We start from the raw sequence: 22725 nt of genomic DNA, 5'->3' as shown, positions 1-22725 counted from the left end.
TTATTCCCTTCTAGGCGATGCCCGATTTTAGGGGGACAAAGTTCACGGCCTCCAAAATCGACTGCGTAAACCCGTGTGAACTCTTGTCAATCACCAGCAGTGCCTGCTTACCACCCGTAACCACCATGGGGGCGACAAGACGCCCGCCCACGGCCAGCTGGTCGCACCAGGCCGAGGGCATGCTCTCGCCACCAGCGGCCGAGATGATGCCCGCATACGGCGCGCCGCTGCCATAGCCTTCCATGCCATCTCCAAAGATCAGATGGACATTGGTCAGCCGCCAGGGACGCAGGTTGCTGCGCGCTTTCTCGTGCAGGCCGCGCAGGCGCTCGATCGAATAGACCTCGCGTGCCACGCGCGCCAGCACCGCCGCCTGGTAGCCGCAGCCCGTGCCGATTTCCAGCACGCGGCCCAGGCCCGACTTCGCGGCTTCCGAACCCAGCAGCAGTTCGGTCATGCGGGCGACCACGCTGGGCTTGGAGATCGTCTGGCCCAGGCCAATGGGCAGGCTGGTGTCTTCATAGGCCTGGTTGACCAGGGCGCTGTCCACAAAACGGTGGCGCTCCACCGATCCCATGGCGGCCAGCACGGCCGGCGACTGTATGCCGGTGGCAGCCAGCCGCTGCACCATGCGAGCGCGCACGGCGGCCGAGTCCAGGCCGATGCCCGAAGGCTGTTGCGGGGCACGGGCACCGGCCGGCGCCAGCGCAGAGCGCGCAGGCGCCGCGCGCGAGGCCGGCGCAGGGGTCTGCACCGAGCGCGCCACCCACGAGGGAACTCCGGGACGGCGCTCGCTCACGGTTGCACCGCCCCGCCCTGGGCTGCCTGCACGCCCTGGCCGGCCGACGCCAGCCTGGCCGCCGTCTGTGCCCAGTAGCCCAGGTTGTCGTGGTCGGTCAGGTCCACCTTCAGCGGCGTGACGGACACATGGCCGTGCGCCGTGGCATGGAAGTCCGTGCCCTCCGAGTCATCCTTGGCCGCGCCTGCGCTGCCTATCCAGTACATCATTTCGCCGCGCGGGCTCTCCTGGGTGATGACGCGTTCGGCCGCATGGCGGCGGCCCAGCCGGCACAGCTTGAGGGGCTTGAGCGCGGACAAGGGCATGTTGGGAATGTTCACGTTGAGCAGCCAGGGCGACAGGCCGATCAGCTCCTGCGATTGCATGTCCATGACCAGCTGGCGCGCGGCGGCGGCAGCGGCCTCGATCTCGGACCAGCCCTTGTCCACCTGCGAGAAGGCAATGGAGGGAATGCCGAACAGAAAGCCTTCCATGGCGGCGCCCACGGTGCCGGAATAGATGGTGTCGTCGCCCATGTTGGCGCCGTTGTTGATGCCGGAGACCACCAGGTCGGGCCGGTAGCCCAGCAGGCCGGTCAGGGCGATGTGCACGCAGTCCGCAGGCGTGCCATTGACATAGCGAAAGCCGTTGTGGGCCTGGTGCACATACAGCGGCGCGTTCAGCGTCAGGGCGTTGGACTTGGCACTGTTGTTGTGCTCCGGTGCCACCACCTCGACGTCTGCCACCGTGCGCAGCGCCTCGTACAGGGCCTGGATGCCGGGCGCCTGGTAGCCGTCGTCGTTACAAATGAGAATCTTCATGGATACAGCAGGGATTGCGGGCGATTGTAGGCGGGCGTCTCGTCGCCCGAGGGACAGGAGGCATTCCCACCACACTCCTATCATCGGCCAGGCATTCAATCACAGGAGACAACCACCATGCATGCTTGGCTTTGCACCACGCCCACAGGCGTCGATCAACTGCAGTGGACGCAGCTGCCCACGCCCACGCCGGGCCCGGGGCAGGTACTGCTCGAAGTGAAGGCGGCCAGCCTGAACTTTCCCGATCTGCTGATCGTGCAGAACAAGTACCAGATGAAGCCTGAGCTGCCGTTCGTGCCGGGCTCGGAGTACGCGGGCGTGGTCCAGGCCGTGGGTGAAGGCGTGAGCCACCTGGCCGTGGGCCAGCGCGTGGCCTGCCTGTCGGGCACGGGGGGCTTCGGCACCCATACGCTGGCGCCGGCCGCGCTGTGCATGCCGCTGCCAGACGGTTTCAGCTTCGTCGATGCGGCGGCCTTCATCATGACCTATGCCACCTCGCACCATGCGCTGATCGACCGCGGCCAGCTGCGCGCGGGCGAGACCGTGCTGGTGCTGGGCGCAGCGGGCGGCGTGGGCACGGCCGCCATCCAGATCGCCAAGGCGGCGGGTGCGCGTGTAATCGCAGCGGCCTCCACCGACGAGAAATGCGCACTGTGCAAGGCACAGGGCGCCGATGCCACCATCAACTACAGCCAGGGCGATCTGCGCGCCGCCATCAAGGAAGCCACCGACGGCAAGGGCCCGGACGTGGTCTACGACCCCGTGGGCGGCGACTTCGCCGAGCCGGCCTTCCGCTCCATCGCCTGGCGCGGCCGTTATCTGATCGTGGGCTTTGCCGCTGGCCCGATTCCTGCCCTGCCGCTGAACCTGCCGCTGCTCAAGGGCGCATCGCTGGTGGGAGTCTTCTGGGGCGAGTTCTCCCGGCGCGAGCCCAAGGCCAATGCGGCCATGATGCAGGAGCTGGCGCAGTGGTACGGCCAGGGAAAGATCAAGCCCGTGATCGACCGCACCATGCCCATGGCCGAGCTGCACGCTGCCTATGCGCGCATGGGATCGCGCCAGGTGCAGGGCAAGCTGGTGATGGTCAACGAGCAGTGAACCGGGCGCTGGCCATGCCACACTGGAGGGCATTGCATTCTGAAACAACTGCCCACCCATGGCCGAGCGCTCCGCTTCCGAACTGGCACGCGAAACCCTGCGGCAACTGGCGCTGAACCGCCTGCCGCCCACCCCGGAAAACTACACCCGCCTCTATGAACAGGCGGCCGGCGAGCCCGGCCCCGCCAGCTTTCCCCAGGGCCCGCTGCGCCATGTCCACGCGCTGCTGCCTGCGCAGACGCCCGGACAGAAGCGCCTGCGCGACCAGTTGGGCGCCGCCATAGAGCGCAGCGACTGGCAAGGGCTGCAGCAGGTCATCACCGCCTATGCCAACGCGGCCTTGCAGCCGCCTGCCCATGAGGCCAGGCCCGTGGAGCTGCCCGTGCCGCCGCCCGTCCAGGCCCTGCCCGACGACCTGACCCAGCAGTTGGCACGGCGCTTCGAGGCCTTGTCCACGCTGCTGGACACCCAGGACACCAAAACCGGGCAACTGCACCAGCAGCTGATGGAGCAGCTGCAATCGCCGCCCGTGGATGCCAAGGCCCTGGCGCGGCGCCTGCACGACCAGCACTACCAGCTGTCGTTCGCCATCGCCGACCAGCTTCAGGTCCTGCAGTTGATGCAGGAGTTGCTGCAGACCCTGGTGCAGCACCTGGCCCAGGACCCCACGCATGGCAGCTGGCTGGTGCAGCAGCTCACGGCCATCGAGCAGGCCATCACCCCGCCGCTGTCGCCCGCGCCTTTGGCCGATGCACGGCGCGAGCTGCAGACCGTGATCCACCGGCGCCTGCAGTTGCAGGACGGCATGGCCGCCGCGCAGCAGGCGCTCAGGGACATGCTGGGCGGCTTCGTCCAGCACCTGGCGCAGATCACGAGCAGCAACGAAACGCTGGGCGCCCGCATGGAAGAGGCGGCACGCCAGCTGGACGGCATCCAGCGCCTGGAAGACGCAGCCCCGCTGCTGCAGCAGGTGCTGGAGGCCACGCGCACCATGGCCGCCGGCAGCCGCGTGGCCCAGGAGGAGCTGCAGGCGCTGCGCGCCCATGTCGATGCCTGCGAGGCCCGCATCGCAACACTGCAGCAGGAGCTGGACGAGGCCGCGCGCCGCGCACGCCACGACCCGCTGACCGGCCAGCTCAACCGCCTGGGCGTGAGCGAGGCGTTGGACCGCGAGGTGGCACGCGCACAGCGCCATGGCCAGCCGCTGAGCGTTGCCCTGGTCGATATGGACGGCATGCAGGCCCTCAATGCCGAGCTGGGGCATGCCATGGGCGATGCCGCGCTGGTGCATGTGGCCCAGCTGGCGCGCCAAGGGCTGCGCCCGGAAGACGTGGTGGGCCGCTATGAAGGCCAGGCCTTCGTGCTGCTGCTGCCGCAGACCCCGGAGACAGCAGGCGCCCAGGCGCTGCAGCGCCTTCTGCAGTTGCTGGAGCAGGCGCCTTTGCCAGCATCTGCGCAGACCCCAGGCCAGCCCGCGCCCCGGCCCCTGAGCTTCAGCGCGGGCGTGGCCCAGTTGCAAAGCCACGAAAACGGCATGGACGTGCTGCGCCGCGCCGACACCGCCATGCTGCAGGCCAAGGAGCGCGGCAAGCACTGCATTGCCACGGCATCAGGCGCACAATGGCAGCCAGTTGGAAATGCAGGCGCCGGCCTTTGATCCACCCAGGGCCACGCCCCGTCTTTCCCCGCTTTTTTGCGCCACCTGCCCCGAACCGCCATGCACCTGCCCTTCCGCGCCTCCGTCCCTGCACCGCGGCGCCAGTTTCTGGTCGGCTCGGGCCTGGCCACGGCGCTGGGCCAGTTGCCTGCCTGGGCCCGGCTGGGCGAGCGGCCTGCGCACAACCCCTTCACGCTGGGCGTGGCCAGCGGCGACCCCGAACCCGACAACGTGCTGCTGTGGACGCGGCTGACGCCACCGCTGGCCCAGCTGGGCGAGACCGACACCACGGCCATGCCTGCGCTCAAGATCCGCTGGGAGCTGGCGCACGACCCGCTGTTCCGCCAGATCGTGCGCAGCGGCGAGGCCATGGCCCAGCCCGAATGGGGCCACGGCGTGCATGTGCAGGTGGGAGGACTGGCGCCCGACCGCTGGTACCACTACCGCTTCATGCTGGGACAGGCGGTCAGCGGCACGGGCCGCTGCCGCACGGCGCCCGCCCCCGGCAGCATGCCGCAGCGCCTGCGCCTGGCCTATGCCTCCTGCCAGCGCTGGGAGCACGGCTACTACGCGGCCTGGCGCCAGGTGGTGCAGGATGCGCCGGACCTGGTGATCTTCCTGGGCGACTACATCTACGAATACGCAACGCCCGCCATGACGCTGGGCCTGGCCCGCACGCACAGCCTGCGCGCCGCACAGACCCTGCAGGACTACCGCGACCGCTACGCCCTGCACAAGAGCGACCCGCTGCTGCAGGCCGCGCATGCCCTGTGCAACTGGTCCGTGGGCTGGGACGACCATGAGGTGGAGAACAACTACGCGGGCGACCAGGGCCAGGGCGATGCCGCGCGTTTCCTGGCCCGGCGCATGGCCGCCTGGCAGGCCTTCTACGAAAACATGCCGCTGCGCGCCAGCGCGCTGACGGGCGCCGGGGCATCGCATGGCGGCGGCGGACTGCAGCTGTACCGCAGCCTGCAATGGGGCCGGCTGGCCCGGCTGCATCTGCTGGACGGCCGCCAGTACCGCAGCGCCCAGGCCTGCCGCATCGAGGGCGAGGCAGACAAGGGCAGCGTGCGCCCTGCGCAATGTGCCGCCCTGTCGGACACGGCGCGCAGCTTCCTGGGCTGGACCCAGGAGCAGTGGCTGTACCGCCAACTGGCCGAGGACGCACGCCACCAGGGCAGCGAGGGGCCGCGCTGGAGCATCCTGGCCCAGCCCACCCTGCTGTCGGCGCACCGGCCGCCCTCGGGATCGCAGGCCACGGACAGCTGGGACGGCTACCCGGCCGCGCGCCAGCGCCTGGTGCGCCACCTCACGCCGGGCGCCCAGCCCACGCCGCGCAACAGCGTGCTGCTGGGCGGCGACCTGCACCAGAACTACGTCTGTGCCGTGCACGCCGATCCCGAGGCCGCGCCCGAACGGCGCAACCCCATCGTGGCCAGCGAGTTCTGCAGCACCTCGATCACCTCGCGCAGCGGCACCACACAGGCCAAGGTCGATGCCATCGTCGCCCACAACCCGCAGGTGCTGTACGCACGCTGCGAGGAACGCGGCTATGGCCTGGCAGACATCACGCCCGAACGCTGGACCAGCGAGCTGCGTGCCGTGGCCAACCCCATGCGCGCCGACAGCCGCATCTACACGCTGGCCCGCTTCACCGTCGAGGACAGGCGGCCCGGCCCCGTAGCCAGCTGACAGGGCACTGACGCAGGGCACGACCGAAGGGCACTTTCAGCAGGCCTCGGAATCAGTGGCTATCCTGACATCGCCACCCGGCATGCCGCCTATCGTATGGTGAGCTGCCTTGCCCCGCCCACCAGAACACGGAAGCCATGCACCTGACTTTCAGCGCCTACTACACCCTGATCTTCGCCGCCCTCGTCCTTTTGCTGGGCAAATGGCTGGTGCAGCACCTGCGCCTGCTGCGCGAATTCAACATCCCCGAGCCCGTGGCCGGCGGTCTGGTCGTCGCCGTCGCCCTGTTCGTGCTCAACCAGACCCTGGGCTACACCTTCAGCTTCAGCAGCGAGCTGCAGATGGCCTTCATGCTGGTGTTTTTCTCCTCCATCGGGCTGAGCGCCAATTTCGCCAAGCTGCGCGAAGGCGGCCGTTCGCTGCTGCTGTTCCTGGCCGTGGTCGCCGTCTTCATCGGCCTGCAGGACCTGGTGGGCGTGAGCCTGGCCACGATGCTCGGGCTCGATCCGCTGTTCGGGCTGATCGCAGGCTCCGTCACCCTGACGGGCGGCCATGGCACGGCAGGCGCCTGGGGCCAGGTTTTCGAGCGCGAGTACGGCATCCAGGGCGCGGTCACGCTGGGCATTGCCTGTGCCACCTTCGGACTGGTGATCGGCGGCCTGATCGGCGGCCCCCTGGCCAAGGCCCTGATCACGCGCCGCAGGCTTGCCGTGCACGACCCTGCAGCCGCCCCCGAAAAACAGCCCCCGCTGGGCGAAAGTGCAAGCCACGGCGGCTTTGAGAACCCCGAGCAGACGCGCCTGATCACCACCAGCGCGGCCATAGAAACACTGGCCCTGTTCGCAGGCTGCCTGGGCTTTGCCGAGTTCATGGCGCAGTTCACCGCCGGCACCCTGTTCTCCCTGCCCACCTTCGTCTGGGCGCTGGCAGGCGGCGTCGTGATCCGCAATACGCTGGACTATGTCTTTCACTTCCAGGTATTCGACCGGGCCATCGACGTCTTCGGCAATGCCTCGCTGTCCATCTACCTGGCCATGGCCCTGCTGTCGCTCAAGCTGTGGGAGCTGGCGGGGCTGGCGGCGCCGCTGATGGTGATCCTGGCGGCCCAGACCCTGGTGATGGGCCTGTATGCCGCGCTGGTGACCTTCCGCATCATGGGCAGCAACTACGATGCGGCCGTGCTGGCCGCCGGCCACTGCGGCTTCGGCATGGGTGCCACGCCCACGGCCGTGGCCAACATGCAGGCCATCACCAACCAGTACGGCCCCTCGCACAAGGCCTTCCTCATCGTGCCGATGGTGGGCGCCTTCTTCGTCGACATCGTCAATGCCACGGTGATCCAGCTGTTCATCCGCTGGCTGCACTGACCATCGCAAACACCGAACGCACCATGCCCCTGCTGCGCCGCGCCCTTGCCACCACCCAGGCGCTCGTCCTGACCCTGCTGCTGGCAGGCTGCAGCCTGCCGCCGCTGGCTGGCCGCAGCGAATCCACGGCGCTGCCGCCCGAGGCCGCACAGGCCACGCTGCTGGGCCAGGCGCTGGCACCGCTGCTGGACCAGCATCCGGGGCTTACCGGCATCCACGCGCTTTCCGATGCACGCAACGCCTACGCGGCGCGTGCCCTGCTGGCCCGCGTGGCCCAGCGCACACTGGATGTGCAGTACTACATCTGGCGTGACGACACCACGGGCCACCTGCTGCTCGACGAACTGCGCCAGGCCGCCGACCGGGGCGTGCGCGTGCGCCTGCTGCTGGACGACGGCGGCACGGCGGGGCTGGACACGCAGCTCAGCGCGCTGGACCGGCATCCGCAGATCGAGGTGCGGCTGTTCAACCCCTTTGCGCAGCGCACGCCCAAGGCGCTGGGCTATGTGACGGATTTCTCGCGCACGCAGCGGCGTATGCACAACAAGAGCTTCACGGCCGACAGCCAGGCCAGCATCGTGGGTGGACGCAACATCGGCGACGAGTACTTCGCGGCCACCGACGGCGTGCTGTTCGCCGACCTGGACGTGGTCGCCATGGGGCCGGTGGTGGCCGATATCGCGCACTCGTTCGACCAGTACTGGGCCAGCGCCTCGGCCTACCCCGTGGCCAGCCTGCTGCCGCCGCTGCCCGACTATGCGGTGGCGCGCGCCAGCGAGGCCCTGGCCACCGAGGTGCAGCGGCCCGAGGCCCAGGCCTATGTGCGCGCCGTGGCGCAAAGCCCGTTCACGCAAGAGCTGCTGGCCGGCCGCCTGCCGCTGCGCTGGGCCCGCGCCACCCTGGTCAGCGACGACCCGGCCAAGGTGCTGGGCCAGGTGCCCAGGCAGGGGCTGCTGATCACGCAGCTGGCCCCCGCCATCGGCCAGCCGCAGCGCCAGCTGGACCTGGTCTCGCCCTACTTCGTGCCCACCGAGGCCGGCGTACGTGCCCTGGCCGGCCTGCGCCGCCAGGGCATTGCCGTGCGCGTACTCACCAACAGCCTGGAGGCGACCGACGTGGCCGTGGTCCACGCCGGCTATGCCCGGTACCGGCGCCCGCTGATCGAGGAAGGCGTGCAGCTGTACGAACTGCGCCGCCAGATCGGCGAGCCGGACACGCCCGCCGCCGATGCAGGCGTGCCCCGGCAGGGGCTACCGTCGCCCGCCGCGTCCTCGGGCGGGAAGTCGGGCGTGGGTTCGGGCAGCCGCCCCGGCAGCTCGGGCTCCAGCCTGCATGCGAAGACTTTTGCGGTCGATGGCGAGCGCATCTTCGTGGGCTCGTTCAACTTCGACCCGCGCTCGGCCCACCTCAACACCGAGATGGGCCTGCTGATCGACAGCCCCGAGATGGCTTCGCAGATGAGCCGCATGCTCGACCAGAGCCTGCCAGCGGCCGCCTACCATGTGCAGATCGATGCACAGGGCCGCCTGAGCTGGACCACGGAAAGCGGCACGCCGCCTGAGCCACTCACCACCACCACCGAGCCCGGCAGCAGTGCATTCAAGCGCCTGATGCTGCGCGTGCTGGGCTGGCTGCCCATCGAGGGGCTGCTCTGACAAGCCCAGCCTAGCCCAGCGCAGCCCGGTCTGGCACGGCCCCGCCGCTCAGTCCAGCCGGATCGACGGGCGCAGGCGCGAATTCATCAAATCGATCAGCCACAGCAGCCCGCCGCGCCAAAAGCCGTAGATGCGGGCCTGGTGCGAGCGGTACAGCATGATGTGGCTCAGCATGGCCATGCGCCCGCGGATCACGCCGCCGTTGAACAGGCCGAATTTGCCCAGCGATCCATAGGCGTCGTAATGGGCCAATGACACCAGGGCGCCAAAGTCGCGGTAGGCAAAGCCTTCGGGGCGGAAACCCGGCTCCTTCAGCAGGCGCGGCAGCGTCTCCACCAGATAGCGGGCCTGCTGGTGCGCCACCTGGGCGGTGGGCGGCAGCGGCACGCTGGCGCCGGGCAGGGTGAAGCTGGCGCAATCCCCCACGGCGTAGACGTTCGGGTCGCTGGTCTGCAGCTGGCCGTTGACCTTGAGCTGGTTGCCTTGCGTGGTCTCCAGTCCCAGCTGCGCCAGGAAGGCCGGGGCCTTCACGCCCGCTGCCCAGACGCGCAGGCCTGCGGGGACGAACTCGCCGCTGGCCAGCACGAACCCCTCTTCGCTGGCCGACTGCACGCGGCCGTTGACGATCACCGAAACGCCCAGGGCCTGCAGGCGCAGGCGCGTGGCTTCGGAAATCTCTTCAGGAAAACCGGGCAGCAGGCGTGGCCCGGCCTCGATCAGCACGATGCCGAAGCGCGCGGCCTCGCCCAGCGCGCCGTAGGCCCGGGCGCTCTCGGCCAGCTGCACCAGCTCGGCCGCCAGCTCCACGCCCGTGGCGCCGCCGCCCACGATGGCCACGCGCAGCTGCTCGCCGCTGGTCATGCAGCGCACCATGCGCAGGCGGATCTCGCTGTTGAAGGCATCGGCCTTGCGGCGTGAGTCGATCATGAAGCAGTGCTCGTCCACGCCCGGCGTGCCGAAATCATTGGCGCCGCTGCCCACGGCGATCACCAGCCTGTCGTAGGCAATGCGCCGGCCCGGCACGATCTCGCGGCCATCGGGCGCCTCGATGGGGGCCAGCAGCACCTCGCGGGCCTCGCGGTCCAGGCCGCACATTTCGCCGGGCTGGTAGGCAAAGCTGGCGTCGCTGGCCTGGGCCAGGTAGGTGGTCTGCTGCTGGGCCAGGTCGCGCGTGCCGGCTGCAATGGTGTGCAGCATGGGCTTCCAGACATGGGCCGAATCGCTGTCCACCAGGGTCACCGAGCCGATGGCGTCCGTGCGCCCCTTGCCCAGCGCCGTGGCAATCTCCAGCCCCGCCACGCCACCGCCCACGACGACGATGCGCGCCCCGCCCGATCCCGTTGCCGAACCCGCTTCTTGTTCCTTGCCCATTGCTGCTCCCTGCCGGAAGGCCCGGCCGGCCGCACCATGCGCCGGCTTGCAGGACATTCGCTTCCAGACAGTCTTGATTCTTGTCAGTTTGGGTAGCAGGCGACTTGCTAGGGGTAAGCCCCAGATCTGCAACAGATATCTGATAGAAGACCGCCGATCGCGCAAGGCCCAGTCTTGTACAGGACCGCGCTGCAGGAAAAACATCGTCCCTGCCGGATGGCCAGCCGGACGTGATCATTGCGCTATCAACACAAGAGCATCCGCCCTGTCCGTCACGCAGCATGGACGACGACATGACGGCCTGCATCTGCAGGCCTGCACGAATGCCCCGCCGCCGGGCCCGCGATTTGCGATTGTCAATATACGAAACGTATATTCCCCGTATGATCGCCACCCCATGGGAATCGTCAAAATATCCGACCAATTGCACGACCAGATCCGCCTGTCCAGCGCGGCCCTGGGTCGATCCATCAACGCCCAGGCCGAGCATTGGCTGCGTGTCGGCCAGCTGGCCGAACACCATCCCCATCTCGACTACGCAGGCATCTGCGCCCTGCTGCTGCAAGAGGCCGCGGCCACGCTGAAGCTGGGCGAGCCCGAGGCGGCACCGGCTCCCGCCGATACGGCAGCACGCCGCCCGCGCCCCGTGCGCCTGTCGGGAGGCCTGCAATGAGGGGCGCCAAGCTGCGCAGCGTTCCGCTGCACGACGCCCTCGATATCGGGCAATCACGCAAGGCCGGTGGCCTGGCCGCCCGTGTCCTGCAGATGCTGGTGCCCCACGTGCAGCCGGGCGTCAGCACCGAGCACCTGGACAAGCTCTGCCATGACTTCATCGTCGATGAACTGCGCTGCGTGCCAACCAACGTGGGCTACCACGGCTTTCCGAAGACGGTCTGCACCTCGCCCAACCACGTGGTCTGCCACGGCATCCCCGACGCCCGGCAGATCCTGCGCGAGGGCGACATCCTCAATGTCGATGTGGCCGTGACCACGCCCGAGGGCTGGATCGGCGACACCAGCCGCATGTACTACGTGGGCCAGCCCTCCAACCAGGCGCGCCGCCTGGTGGAGACCACCTACGAGGCCCTGCTGGCCGGCATCCGCGCCGTGCGCCCCGGCGCCACGCTGGGCGACATCGGCCATGCCATCCAGACCGTGGCCCAGCGCGAGCGCTTCAGCGTGGTGCGCGAGTACTGCGGCCACGGCATCGGCAAGGTCTACCACGACGACCCCCAGGTGCTGCATTACGGCCAGCCCGGCCAGGGCATGGTGCTGGAGGCCGGCATGATCTTCACCATCGAGCCCATGCTCAACGCCGGCAAGGCGGCCACGCGCGAACTGGCCGACGGCTGGACGGTGATCACCAACGACAAGTCGCTGTCCGCCCAGTGGGAGCACATGGTGGTGGTGACCGACACGGGCTTCGACGTGCTCACGCGCTGGCCCGAGGGCACGGGCAGCTACGCGGCCATCTGAGCATGGCGTCCAACTACCTGTACCTGGGCCTGGCCATCGTCGCCGAGGTGGCGGCCACGTCCTGCCTCAAGCAGTCCGAAGGCTTCACGCGGCTGTGGCCCAGCGTGGTCACGGTCCTGGGCTACGCGCTGGCCTTCTACTTCCTGTCGCTGACGCTGCGCACCGTGCCCACGGGCGTGGCCTATGCGATCTGGTCCGGCGCGGGCATCGTGCTGATCTCCCTGGTCGGATGGCTCTGGCAGGGCCAGACGCTGGACCTGCCCGCGCTGGCGGGCATGGGCCTGATCGTGGCGGGCGTGCTGGTCATCCAGCTGTTTTCCAAGACGGCCGGACACTGAGCCGCTGCCCGCGCCGCGGCCCGGCCATCAGCCCGTGATGGCCTGGACCGATCCGGCCTGCCGGCGCAGCTCGAACTTCTGGATCTTGCCCGTGCTGGTCTTGGGCAGTTCGCCAAAGACCACGGCGCGCGGCACCTTGTAGCCGGCCAGGTGCTTCTTGCAGTGGGCCACGATGTCTTCGGCCGTGGTCTGCGCGCCGGCCTTCAGCTCGATGAAGGCGCAGGGCGTCTCGCCCCACTTGGGATCGGGCTTGGCCACCACGGCGGCGGCCAGCACGGCCGGGTGGCGGTAGAGCACGTCCTCGACCTCGATGGACGAGATGTTCTCCCCGCCCGAGATGATGATGTCCTTGCTGCGGTCCTTGATCTGTATATAGCCGTCCGGATGCTGCACGGCCAGGTCGCCCGTGTGGAACCAGCCGCCGCGGAAGGCCTCGTCCGTGGCCTGCGGGTTCTTCAGGTAGCCCTTCATGGCGATGTTGCCCTGGAACATGATCTCGCCCATGGTCTGGCCGTCATGGGGCACGGGTTCCATGGTCTCCGGATCGAGCACGCTGGCCGAGCGCTGCAGGTGGTAGCGCACGCCCTGGCGGGAATTGAGGCGCGCGCGTTCGCCGATGTCCAGCGCATCCCAGGCTGCGTGCTTGGCGCAGACCGTGGCCGGGCCGTAGACCTCGGTCAGGCCATAGACATGGGTGATGTCGAAGCCCAGCTGCTCCATGCCCTCGATCATCGAGGCCGGTGGTGCGGCGCCCGCCACCATGGCCTTGACTCCGGCGGGCACTCCCTCCTTCATGGCGGCCGGCGCATTGACCAGCAGGCCGTGCACGATGGGCGCGCCGCAGTAATGCGTGACGCCGTGGTTGCGGATGGCGTCGAAGATGGCCTGTGCCTCCACCCGGCGCAGGCAGACATTGACCCCCGCGCGCGCCGCCACCGTCCACGGAAAGCACCAGCCGTTGCAATGGAACATGGGCAGGGTCCACAGGTAGACGGCGTGCTTGGGCATGTCCCACTCCAGCACATTGCTGATGGCATTGATGGCCGCACCCCGGTGGTGGTAGACCACGCCCTTGGGGTTGCCCGTGGTGCCGCTGGTGTAGTTCAGCGCGATGGCATCCCACTCGTCGGCAGGCAGCTGCCAGTCGAAACCGGCATCGCCACCGGCCACGAAGTCGTCGTAGTCCAGGCTGCCCACCTGCTCGGCGGCCGGTCCGTACAGCGCGTCCTCGACCTGGATCACCAGCAGAGGCGCGCTGCGCTGGCGCAGCTTCAGCGCCTTGGCCACCACGCCCGTGAACTCCGGGTCCACGATCAGCACCTTGGCCTCGCCATGGTCCAGCATGAAGGCAATGGTTTCCGCATCCAGCCGCGTGTTCAGCGCATTGAGCACGGCCCCCGCCATGGGCACGCCGAAATGCGCCTCCACCATGGGCGGCGTATTGGGCAGCATCACGGCCACGGTGTCGTTCTTGCCCACGCCCGCCTTGTGCAGGCTGCTGGCCAGCTGGCGGCAGCGCGCATAGGTCTCGCCCCAGCTGCGGCGCAGCGTGCCGTGGACCACGGCCAGCCGCTCGGGATAGACCTCGGCCGTGCGGGCGATGAAGCCCAAGGGGCTGAGCGGCGCATGGTTGGCGCTGTTGCGCTCCAGATGCTGGTCGTAAATGTGGGTCATCGTGGTCTCCGGTTCGCTGGGTTTTCTGGTGAGATGCCCGCCTGCCGCCGCAGGCTGGCGAAACCTGAAGATATAGCAAGACAGGCTTACACAAGCTTGATGCGCATCCACCCGGCTCGCCACCGCACAGGCCCGGATAACCAAAGCGGCATGCATGGTCTTTGCAGGGCATCAAAACTTTCAGAATTTCATGGAAACTGAAAATACTTATGCAGAACAATCACTTGACCTGCCTGCAGGCGCGCCTGCGACTGTCCCCCAGGCGACTGCACAACCACAGTCCTCTATAAGACATCATTTATCAGATGACTCGGCCGCACGGCCCCGGCTTCACTCGTAGAATCGCCGCTTGGATTCGCCGGCCAGCACCGCTGGAAGGCGAACAAGGAGTTCCTAGAGGAGTCGCCTGGCAACGCTCCAGGCATCGTTGGAGACGAGCCTGCACCCCACCGGTGCAGGCTTTTTTTTGCTTCAGCGCAGGCTCAGGGACTGGCGCTTCCAGGCCGGGTCCTGCCAGCGCTGGAACAGCGGCAGGGCCGATACATCGCCGGTCACGCGCTCGGTGGCCAGGCCGTCCAGCCGCACCACTTCGAAGCTCTTGCGGTAGCGGCCCTGGCCACGGGCCTCGCGCGCCACCAGCATCAGCTGGCCGCCAGGCACCCAGCCCGCCCATTCGGCCACGCCGGTCTCCGGGGCGGTGGCGGCCGGGGGCAGCACGTCGGCCAGCCAGCCGCCTTCGGTCTTGCGCAGCACCCACAGTTCGCGCCAGCCTTCCAGCGGCTGCACGGCCAGGGCCACGGCCGTGCCCTCGCGGTTGGTGCTGGCCGATGCGGCCCACACCACGCCATAGGTGCAGCGGCGCAACAAAGGGGCCTTGGCGCCGTGCTGGGCGTCCACCAGCAGCACGCAGGTTTCGCCGGGAGCACCGGGCTCGGTCAGCAGCGTCGGGCGGGCTCCGGCAGCAGGAGCCGCAGCAGCAACAGGCGACAGCGCCCAGCGCACGGCGCTCACGCGCATGGCCGCGTCGTTGTAGGCGCTCTGGTCTTCATCGGGCAGCTCGGACTTGCTGACGCCCGTGAACTCGGCCAGCGCCCGGGCGGCCGATGCCGCCACGGCAGGGTCGGCCATGCTCTTGCGCGCCTGCTGAAAGGCCAGCGCCGCCCACACGCTGGCGCGGCGCATCTGCACGCGGCCGCGCAGGTAGGGCGGCAGGCCGGTCACGTCCACGCGCTCCAGCACATCAGCCTGCCAGGCATGCATGCGGGCGCGCTCATGGGCCGGCAGATCGGGGTCCACGCATTCGGGCCGTGTCAGCGCCAGGGCGGCGCGGGCGCGCTGCGGCGCGTCGGCGGCGGGCATGGCCAGCACGCGGCGGAAGAATTCGCCTTCATAGCAGACCTGCATGCGGCCTTCGACCTCATAGGTCGCAAAGCGCAGGCCGTAGCCGTTGGCCACATCCAGGTGGGCCGACAGCGTGGCGCCCGAGGCCTTGCCAGGCGCAGCGGCGGAGGCGCGCCGCGCCAGCCGGTCGGCAAAGCCGCCCAGTGCGTCGAAGGCCTGCGCGCCTTCGGCGCCGGCCAGGGTCCTGGCGGGCGCGGCCTGCAGGTAGGCGGCCGCCAGGCCAATGCCCAGCGCCTCGGCACCGGGCGTGTCCTGCACGAAGCGCAGCACGGCCAGCAAGGCGGGGGCATCGGCCTCGGTCATGGCCACGCGGCGCACATCGCCGGCGCGGATGAAGCCGCCGCGCTCGCGCTTGTGGTCCCAGACCTGGAGGTAGTCCAGGCGTTCGCCCCTGATCTCCAGCACTTCGCCCTGCCACAGGCTGGCCTGCTGCTGGGCGCCGTCGCGCGGCGCGGCGCGCAGGCTGGCCTGATCCTGCACCACGATGGCGCTGCCCATGCCGGTGGCCAGCGCTGCGGCGGCCAAGGTCGATACGGTCAGCATGGCTTATTGCTCCTGAACGGCTGCGTTGGCATCTTCGGCCGCCACGGAGGCTGCGCCGGCCTGTGCATTGCGGCTGCCGCCCAGCAGGGCCGCGCCGATGAAGTCGCCATTGGCCGGCGGGGGCGCGATGATGACCTGGATCTTGTCCGAGAGCTTGTCGGCCAGCGTCTTCTGGATCAGCAGCGGGTAGCGCGTGACCAGGGTGCCTTCGCGCGCCATCTGCTCGGCGTTGACCTTGCCCAGGCGGTCCATGCGGAAGGCCTCGGCCTCGGCCAGCTTCTGGCGCGCATCGGCTTCGCCATTGGCCTCGATGCGGCGGGCCTGGGCGCTGCCCTCGGCGGCTTTCACGCGGGCCACGCGCTCGGCCTCGGCCTCCAGCTGGCGCTGCTCGATCTGGCGCTGCTTGAAGGGCAGCACATGCTTCATGGCCTCTTCCTGGGCACGCGCCGCAATCACCTGCTCGCGTGCGGCGGCTTCGGCGGCCACTTCGCGGCGCACCTTGTCGGCATTGGCGTCCAGCTCGGTTTCCTTGACGCGCTTGTCCTTGAGTTCCAGCGTGTAGCGCATTTTCTCCGAGGCCAGCTCCTCGGCCAGCAGGCTGTCCATGCCGCGGCGGTACTCGGCGGGCAGGTCCACCTTGCCGATCTGGATGCTGCGCAGCGTGACGCCGTCGGCCGCCAGGCGCGTGCGCAGTTCGGTTTCCATGATCTGTGCGATCTCGGCGCGCTTGGTCGAGAAGATTTCGCGCACGGTGTAGCGCGCAAACACCTTGTAGACCAGGCCCTGCACGGCGGGCTCCACGATGTCGCCGCCTATGTCCAGAGGCAGGTTGCCGGCCTTGACGGCGGGCGATGCGGGATCAAGCGCATAGCGCACGTTCAGGTCCAGGCCCAGGGACAGGCCCTCGACCGACTGCAGGGGTGCGCTGCCATTGGCCTGGCGCATGGCCTCCGGGCGGTAGCTCTGGTCGCGCAGGGAGAACACGCGCACCGTGTGCAGGCCCGGCACCACCCACACGCTGCCATCGCGCCACAGGCTGACCGAGCCCGTGAACTGGTTCAGGCGCACGCCCAGCGTGCCCTGCTCCAGGTGCTGCACGGGCGGGTTGCGCACCACCACCAGACCTGCCACCACCACCACGGCGCCGATGGCCAGCCAGCGCACGGTACGTGCCGTGGGCAGCAGGACTGCCCAGTCCACGGGCTGGCGGCGAGGCGCGTTGCCCGGCAGCGTGCCGGCGTCGGCTGGAGGCTCGGAGGAATCGGCAGAGCCGGCTTCGTCCAGGCGGGCGGACTTGCGGCCCGTCAGGGCCTGCATGATGCGGTTCCAGGTGGCTTTCATGGTGTTCTCTCTCTCGGCTGTGATGGCTGTTGTTGGCTGTTTCTGAGGCACCGGAAACCGGGGTGGCTCATTGAGAACCGATTGTTCGGATCCACCCCGGAAGCAACAACGCGGCGCACGGACCAAAGCGCTCACACCGGCAGCGCAAACGCTCCGGCCCCGGAAGAAAAACTCACACCCGGGCCGGCGCAGGGCCGAGATAATCCCGCGAACACCGCCACGGCGGCCTCCCCCGACCCCACCACTGCACAGCCCCATGACCCGTATCGCCGTGATCGAAGACGACCTGCCCACCAGCAACCAGTTGGCGGGATGGATACGCAGTGCGCGCAGCGGCATCGTGATCGACCAGTGGTTCACGCGCGACGAGGCCGAGGCCGCCCTGGCCCGCGAACACTACGACGCCGTGGTGCTGGACATCGAGCTGGGCCGCGAGCGCCATGCGGGCGTGGCCCTGATCAACGCCATCAACAAGCTGGGCCAGGGCACGCCGGTGCTGGTGGTCTCGGCCATGCCGGCCGCCATCTACCGCAGCATCATGAAAGCGCTGGACGCCTGGGACTACCTGCAAAAGACCACCTTCGAGGAGGCGGACTTCATCGAGACCTTCCTGGACATCCTGCGCACCACGCAGCGCGCGGCGCCCGTGGCCGCGCAGGCCGCCGCAGCGCCCGCAGGCGACGCCCTGGTGCTGGACCCGCTGTGGCAGCGCACGCCCACCTGGCGCGGCGAGCGCATCAACCTGCCGCTGACTGCCCAGCGCATCCTTGCCACGCTGCACCAGCGCAGCGGCGAAGTGGTGTCCTACGACGAGCTGTTCGAGGTGGTCAAAAGCGGCCGTAACCGCGACAACGTGCGCAAGCACGTCAGCACCATCCGCGAGGCCCTGCGCGAGGTGGACCCGGGCTTCGAAGGCATAGAGAACGTGCCCATGCGCGGCTTTCGCTGGGTGGGCCAGGCCGGCGCCGCCGTCCGCACATGAAGCGCCTGCTCAACCCCAGGCTGGAGCTGCCCCGGCTGGAGGTGCCTCGCCTGGGCCTGGCCGCCTTCCGCCAGCGCATCCTGCTGCGCGGCGTGTTCGTGCTGCTGGCAGTGGCCACGGTGGCGCTGAGCGTGGTGGTGCTCAAGGACGAGAAGGAACGCGCCTGGCAGGCCTACCAGCACGGCTTTGTGCGCAGCCAGGCCGAGGTCATGGCGCGGCTGCGCCATCCTTCGGGCCGGCTGGCCCTGCTCAACGCCGGCCACCTGGGCCAGGGCGTGACGCCGCTGGCGCCGCTGCTGCTGCCCTACGCGGCCATCGACTTCGACGATCCGCAAAAGTCCCAGCAGGCCGTGGAGATGGCCGGCTGCTCGGTCCAGTACTCCGATGGCGCCTCGCTGTGCGCAGCCATTGGCAACAATCCCTACGCAGGCGGATTCATCTATCTGGTGGGCAGCTTCTTCGCAGGCGAGCTGACACCGCGCGAACGCGGCTCGCGCGAGCCCGCCCAGGCGCACCGCGCCCGCATCACGCTCGACATGCGCGGCAGCACCTACCGCTGGATCGCGCCCTATGAGGCCATGCCGCAGCAGGGCAACAAGTCCGGCAACGGCGAGCACGGCCGGCTCACCGGCTTTGTGGACAACGGCACGCCCCAGCTTGAGGCCCGCGCGCGGCCCGTGCGCGATTTCCGTGGCTGGCTCTGGCAGAACGGCCATTGCCGCGACCTGCCGCCTGGCGTGCAGGGTCATGCGGGCAATGACAAGACACCCCCTGCAGCCGACTGCCTGCGCCGCACGCACTACTCCATCCGCCTGCCGGTCGAGCTGTTCCGCGAAGCCCTGTTCCGCAGGGACGTGCGCCCCGTCTGGCCGCCTGAAGACCTGGGCAGCATGCGTGTGCGCGTGGAAATGCTGGCCCCCGGGGACACGGAGCCGCCGCTGTTCGACAGCAATGCGCCCGGGGCGCAGCTTGCGGCCTCGCTCAACGACATCTCGCGCAGCCTGCTGCCGGGCGAGCGCGTGCAGATCCGCAAGGTGGGTGCCGACGAGGCCAGCGCCATCACCCTCAAGGGCGTGGATGTGCAGGCCGCGCCGTCGGCGCCCTGGCTGCTGCGCCTGATCAGCTGGCTGCCGCTGGATGCGGCCGGCGTCTCCGCCGCCACCATGACCCCGGCCGTGCCCACGGGCCAGGACATTCTGGACACGCCCACGGGCAACTACACCGTCAGCTTCACCGGCCACCCGCGCGATGTGGAACAGGGCCTGGCCGCCGTGGCCACGCGCCTGTCCTGGTACCTGGGCGCCATGCTGGCCGCCATTGCGCTGGCCTGGCTGATCGTCGAGCTGGGGCTGATCCGCCGCGTGACCGCCCTCACCCGGCGCGCCGCCGCCGTGTCCTACAACGTGCAGGACGGCCATGTCGGCCCGCGCCTGGGCGACCTCGAAGTATCGGACCTTCGTGGTTCCGACGAGCTGGGCATTCTGGCCGGCGGACTGGCCGACCTGCTGCAGCGCGTGAAGGACGACCTGCAGCGCGAGCAACTGCGCGCCCAGCAGGAACGCGACATGTGGCATGCCGTGGGCCACGAGATCATGTCGCCCCTGCAATCGCTGATGGTGCTTTACGGGCCCGACGACCCCGGCCACCGCTACGTGCAGCGCATGCAGCAGGCCGTGCATGTGCTCTACGGCACGGCATCGCCGGCCGAGGCGCTGCAGGCCGCCAACGTGCCCGAAGGCCGGCTGGACCTGAATGCCTTCCTGTCCCACGTGGCCGCCAACGCGCACTTTGCGGGCATTGCCAACGTGGTCTACGAAGGCGGGAGCGGGGAAGGGAGCGGGGGCGGGAACAGGGACGTCACGGGCGCCGTGATCGTGCGCGCCGACGAGTTTGCGCTGGAAGACGTGGTCACCCACATCCTGCGCAATGCCGACAGCTACCGGCCCGCGGGCACGGCCATCACGCTGTCGCTGTCGGCCTCGGAGTCCGCCGCCAGCGCCACGCTGCACAACCAGGGCGCCACCATTGCGGAGGACCTGCTGGAGCGCATCTTCGAGCTGGGCGTGTCCGCCCCCCAGGAGCCGGCCGCCGCCGGCAGCGCCGAGCACCGGGGCCAGGGCCTGTTCGTGGCCAGGACCTATATGGCGAAGATGGGCGGCACGATCAAGGCGCACAACACGCGCGATGGCGTGGCCTTCACGCTGACCTTCCAGCGCCTGGGCTGAGGGCCGGGCACCGCCGGCCAGTGCCCCCGGGGCACGGCCGGATGGCCCCGCGAAGGCACAATACGCGGGTGTCCATTCCCCAATCGTTCATCCAGGAATTGCTCTCGCGCGTCGACGTGGTCGATATCGTGGGACGCTACGTGCAGCTCAGGAAGGGCGGCGCCAACTTCATGGGCCTGTGCCCGTTCCACAGCGAGAAGTCGCCCTCCTTCACCGTCAGTCCCAGCAAGCAGTTCTATCACTGCTTTGGCTGCGGCAAGAATGGCAACGCCATCGGCTTTCTGATGGACCATGCCGGCATGGGCTTCGTCGAAGCCGTGCAGGATCTTGCCGGCCAGGTCGGCCTGCAGGTGCCGCAGGACGACATCAGCCCCGCCGAGCGCGAGCGCCAGGCCGCGCAAAAGCAGAAACAGGCCACCCTCACCGACGTGCTGGAGAAGGCAGGCGACGCCTACCGCAAGCACCTCAAGGCATCGCCCCAGGCCATCGACTACCTCAAGCGCCGCGGCGTCTCGGGCGAGACCGCCAAGCGCTTCGGCCTGGGCTACGCGCCTGCGGGCTGGCGGTCGCTGGCCAGCGTGTTCCCGCAGTACGACGATCCGCAGCTCGAAGAATCGGGCCTGGTCATCGTTGGCGAGGGCGACGACAAGCGCTACGACCGCTTCCGCGACCGGCTGATGTTTCCCATCCGCAACGTCAAGGGCGAGTGCATCGGCTTCGGCGGCCGCGTCTTCGGCGACGAGAAGCCCAAATACCTGAATTCGCCCGAAACCCCGGTCTTTCACAAGGGGCGCGAGCTCTACGGCCTCTTCGAGGCCCGCACCGCCCTGCGCGACATGGGCTATGCGCTGGTCACCGAAGGCTATATGGACGTGGTGGCCCTGGCCCAGCTGGGCTTTGCCAACGCCGTCGCCACGCTGGGCACGGCCTGCACGCCCGACCATATTCACAAACTGTTTCGATTTACCGAAGCCGTCGTCTTCAGCTTCGACGGCGACGCGGCGGGCCGGCGCGCCGCGCGCAAGGCGCTCGATGCGGCCCTGCCCTATGCCAGCGACACGCGCAGCGTCAAATTCCTCTTCCTGCCCGCCGAGCACGACCCGGACAGCTTCATCCGCGAGTACGGCAGCGAAGCCTTTGCCCGCTACGTGGGCGACGCGCTGCCGTTGAGCCGCTTTCTCATCGAGGCGGCCAGCGAAGGCTGCGACCTGGGCCAGGCCGAAGGCCGTGCCCACATGGCCAGCAATGCCCGCCCGCTGTGGACGGCACTGCCCGACGGCGCCCTCAAGCGCCAGCTGCTGGGCGAGATCGCCGAACTCGTGCAGCTGGATGCGCGCGATCTCTCGGACCTGTGGTCGCAGGAAGCCGCCCGCAGCGGCCCCGCACGGGGCTCCATGGCCGGTGGCGCCCACCATCCGGGCCAGGCCAGCCATGCACCGGCCGCGCCCGACTGGGGCCAGCCGGCCGAATACAACGCCCCTTCGGGCTGGCCCGAGGGGAGCAGCCAGGGCGGCGGCACAGGCGGCTGGCGTGGCGGCGAGCCCGGGCGCGGCGGCAAAAAGCCCTGGCCGCGCAAGCCCTGGGACAAAAATGGCCGCAGCGACTTCAACCCGCCGCCCATGGGGCCGCGCGTAGCCCCCGCCACACGCACGGACCAGGCGGCGCGCCTGCTCATGGCGCACATGGAGTTCATGGAAGAACTCACCCACGAGGACTTCGAGGCGCTGGCGCGCTGCGCCGCCGGGCACGGCGCGCTGTTCCGCTGGATGGAAGCACAGTTCCAGGAATCCGGCCCCCGGCCCTTCGCCGTGCTGCGCGAGCAACTGCGCGGCCTGCCCCATGAGGTGCTGGCGGACAAGCTGATGAGCGGCCCCCACGCCCATCCCGAAGGCGAGCTGTCCGAGCTGCGCCGCGAGCTGCGCGGCGTGCTCAACCGCATCGTCATCGACCACATCAAGGCCCAGATCGACGAAGCCGTGCGCGACATGGCACGGGACCCCAGCGCCGCCCAGCGCTATCGCGATCTCTTTGCCCGACAGCAGGTCCTGGAAAACCAGATGCGCACTTCCTCTTGAAATCGAGGTAAGCAGATATAATTAGGGGCTATCGGCAAGAGCGACAGCAGCACCTCCGGACCGGGCCCCGTGAAGAACTCACGTGATTGCAGCAACTGCACGGCCCAATTTCCCGCAAGGACTGCACACCAAATGTTCGCCCAGACATCTTGCCTGGAACGTTTTTCGCTTCCCTGGCGGACCTAGTCCGTCCGCGCGTGCGCCTAGGCGGCGCTTGTTTGAGTTTCC

The 22725-nt window shown here is 69.0% G+C and carries 17 protein-coding genes; 11 read left to right on the top strand and 6 right to left on the bottom strand.

Features of this window, described 5'->3' with window-relative positions; all coding sequences use genetic code 11:
- Positions 1–10 precede the first annotated feature (10 nt).
- Both IB269_RS02525 and surE read right to left on the bottom strand, forming a co-directional pair.
- Entirely contained in the window at positions 11–799 is a 789-nt protein-coding gene (locus tag IB269_RS02525; protein WP_065346020.1) for a protein-L-isoaspartate(D-aspartate) O-methyltransferase, read from the bottom strand.
- Positions 796–1599, bottom strand: a complete 804-nt coding sequence (gene surE / locus IB269_RS02520; protein ID WP_013801165.1) for a 5'/3'-nucleotidase SurE — start codon at positions 1597–1599, stop codon at positions 796–798. The genes IB269_RS02525 and surE overlap by 4 nt, the downstream gene beginning before the upstream one ends.
- Before the next feature lie 117 nt (positions 1600–1716).
- Here surE and IB269_RS02515 point away from each other — a divergent pair, with 117 nt between their 5' ends.
- The 5 genes from IB269_RS02515 to IB269_RS02495 all read left to right on the top strand — a co-directional run bounded on the left by IB269_RS02515 (position 1717) and on the right by IB269_RS02495 (position 9071).
- On the top strand, positions 1717–2697 hold the full coding sequence (locus IB269_RS02515; protein WP_012206829.1) for an NADPH:quinone oxidoreductase family protein: 981 nt from the start codon (positions 1717–1719) through the stop codon (positions 2695–2697).
- A gap of 58 nt (positions 2698–2755) precedes the next feature.
- Positions 2756–4354, top strand: a complete 1599-nt coding sequence (locus IB269_RS02510) for a GGDEF domain-containing protein (RefSeq protein WP_192366351.1) — start codon at positions 2756–2758, stop codon at positions 4352–4354.
- Between the two features lie 60 nt (positions 4355–4414).
- Positions 4415–6049, top strand: coding sequence for an alkaline phosphatase D family protein (locus tag IB269_RS02505; RefSeq protein ID WP_043819117.1), 1635 nt, complete (start codon positions 4415–4417; stop codon positions 6047–6049).
- Between the two features lie 137 nt (positions 6050–6186).
- The gene (gene gltS / locus IB269_RS02500) at positions 6187–7416 is read left to right on the top strand and encodes a sodium/glutamate symporter (protein WP_012206832.1); all 1230 of its coding nucleotides are present in this window, start codon (positions 6187–6189) and stop codon (positions 7414–7416) included.
- A 23-nt stretch (positions 7417–7439) separates the two neighbouring features.
- Positions 7440–9071, top strand: a complete 1632-nt coding sequence (locus tag IB269_RS02495; protein ID WP_192366350.1) for a phospholipase D family protein — start codon at positions 7440–7442, stop codon at positions 9069–9071.
- Between the two features lie 48 nt (positions 9072–9119).
- Here IB269_RS02495 and IB269_RS02490 read toward each other — a convergent pair whose 3' ends face one another.
- Positions 9120–10442 (bottom strand): NAD(P)/FAD-dependent oxidoreductase, encoded by a 1323-nt coding sequence (locus IB269_RS02490; protein WP_096913714.1) that lies wholly within the window; start codon positions 10440–10442, stop codon positions 9120–9122.
- A 397-nt stretch (positions 10443–10839) separates the two neighbouring features.
- Between IB269_RS02490 and IB269_RS02485 the strand changes: the two genes are divergently transcribed.
- The 3 genes from IB269_RS02485 to IB269_RS02475 are packed head-to-tail and all read left to right on the top strand — an operon-like array spanning position 10840 to position 12256.
- Entirely contained in the window at positions 10840–11115 is a 276-nt protein-coding gene (locus tag IB269_RS02485; RefSeq protein ID WP_012206835.1) for a ParD-like family protein, read from the top strand.
- Positions 11112–11918 (top strand): type I methionyl aminopeptidase, encoded by an 807-nt coding sequence (gene map, locus IB269_RS02480; RefSeq protein WP_034396318.1) that lies wholly within the window; start codon positions 11112–11114, stop codon positions 11916–11918. Before IB269_RS02485 ends, map begins: the two co-directional genes overlap by 4 nt.
- A 2-nt stretch (positions 11919–11920) precedes the next feature.
- The gene (locus IB269_RS02475) at positions 11921–12256 is read left to right on the top strand and encodes an SMR family transporter (protein ID WP_012206837.1); all 336 of its coding nucleotides are present in this window, start codon (positions 11921–11923) and stop codon (positions 12254–12256) included.
- A 27-nt stretch (positions 12257–12283) separates the two neighbouring features.
- Here the strand turns inward: IB269_RS02475 and IB269_RS02470 are convergent, their stop codons facing one another.
- The 3 genes from IB269_RS02470 to IB269_RS02460 form a co-directional block, all read right to left on the bottom strand.
- The gene (locus IB269_RS02470) at positions 12284–13930 is read right to left on the bottom strand and encodes an acyl-CoA synthetase (protein WP_192366349.1); all 1647 of its coding nucleotides are present in this window, start codon (positions 13928–13930) and stop codon (positions 12284–12286) included.
- 471 nt (positions 13931–14401) lie between these two features.
- Positions 14402–15874, bottom strand: coding sequence for a hypothetical protein (locus IB269_RS02465; RefSeq protein WP_192366348.1), 1473 nt, complete (start codon positions 15872–15874; stop codon positions 14402–14404).
- Positions 15875–15877: 3 nt separating this feature from the next.
- Positions 15878–17215, bottom strand: coding sequence for an SPFH domain-containing protein (locus IB269_RS02460; RefSeq protein ID WP_192366347.1), 1338 nt, complete (start codon positions 17213–17215; stop codon positions 15878–15880).
- A gap of 256 nt (positions 17216–17471) precedes the next feature.
- Here IB269_RS02460 and IB269_RS02455 point away from each other — a divergent pair, with 256 nt between their 5' ends.
- The 3 genes from IB269_RS02455 to dnaG are packed head-to-tail and all read left to right on the top strand — an operon-like array spanning position 17472 to position 22497.
- Complete coding sequence (locus IB269_RS02455) at positions 17472–18197, top strand: response regulator transcription factor (RefSeq protein ID WP_012206841.1); 726 nt, start codon at positions 17472–17474, stop codon at positions 18195–18197.
- Entirely contained in the window at positions 18194–20422 is a 2229-nt protein-coding gene (locus tag IB269_RS02450; RefSeq protein ID WP_192366346.1) for a sensor histidine kinase, read from the top strand. Before IB269_RS02455 ends, IB269_RS02450 begins: the two co-directional genes overlap by 4 nt.
- 41 nt (positions 20423–20463) lie before the next feature.
- Positions 20464–22497: a DNA primase gene (dnaG, locus tag IB269_RS02445; protein ID WP_192366345.1), complete on the top strand. Its 2034-nt coding sequence runs from the start codon at positions 20464–20466 to the stop codon at positions 22495–22497.
- Positions 22498–22725: the final 228 nt, after the last annotated feature.

It is taken from the genome of Delftia sp. DLF01, assembly GCF_014852125.1.
Classification (GTDB): Bacteria; Pseudomonadota; Gammaproteobacteria; order Burkholderiales; family Burkholderiaceae_C; genus Comamonas; species Comamonas acidovorans.
The sequence above is the reverse complement of the archived record's forward strand: the minus strand, read 5'-3'. Positions and strand labels throughout refer to the sequence as shown.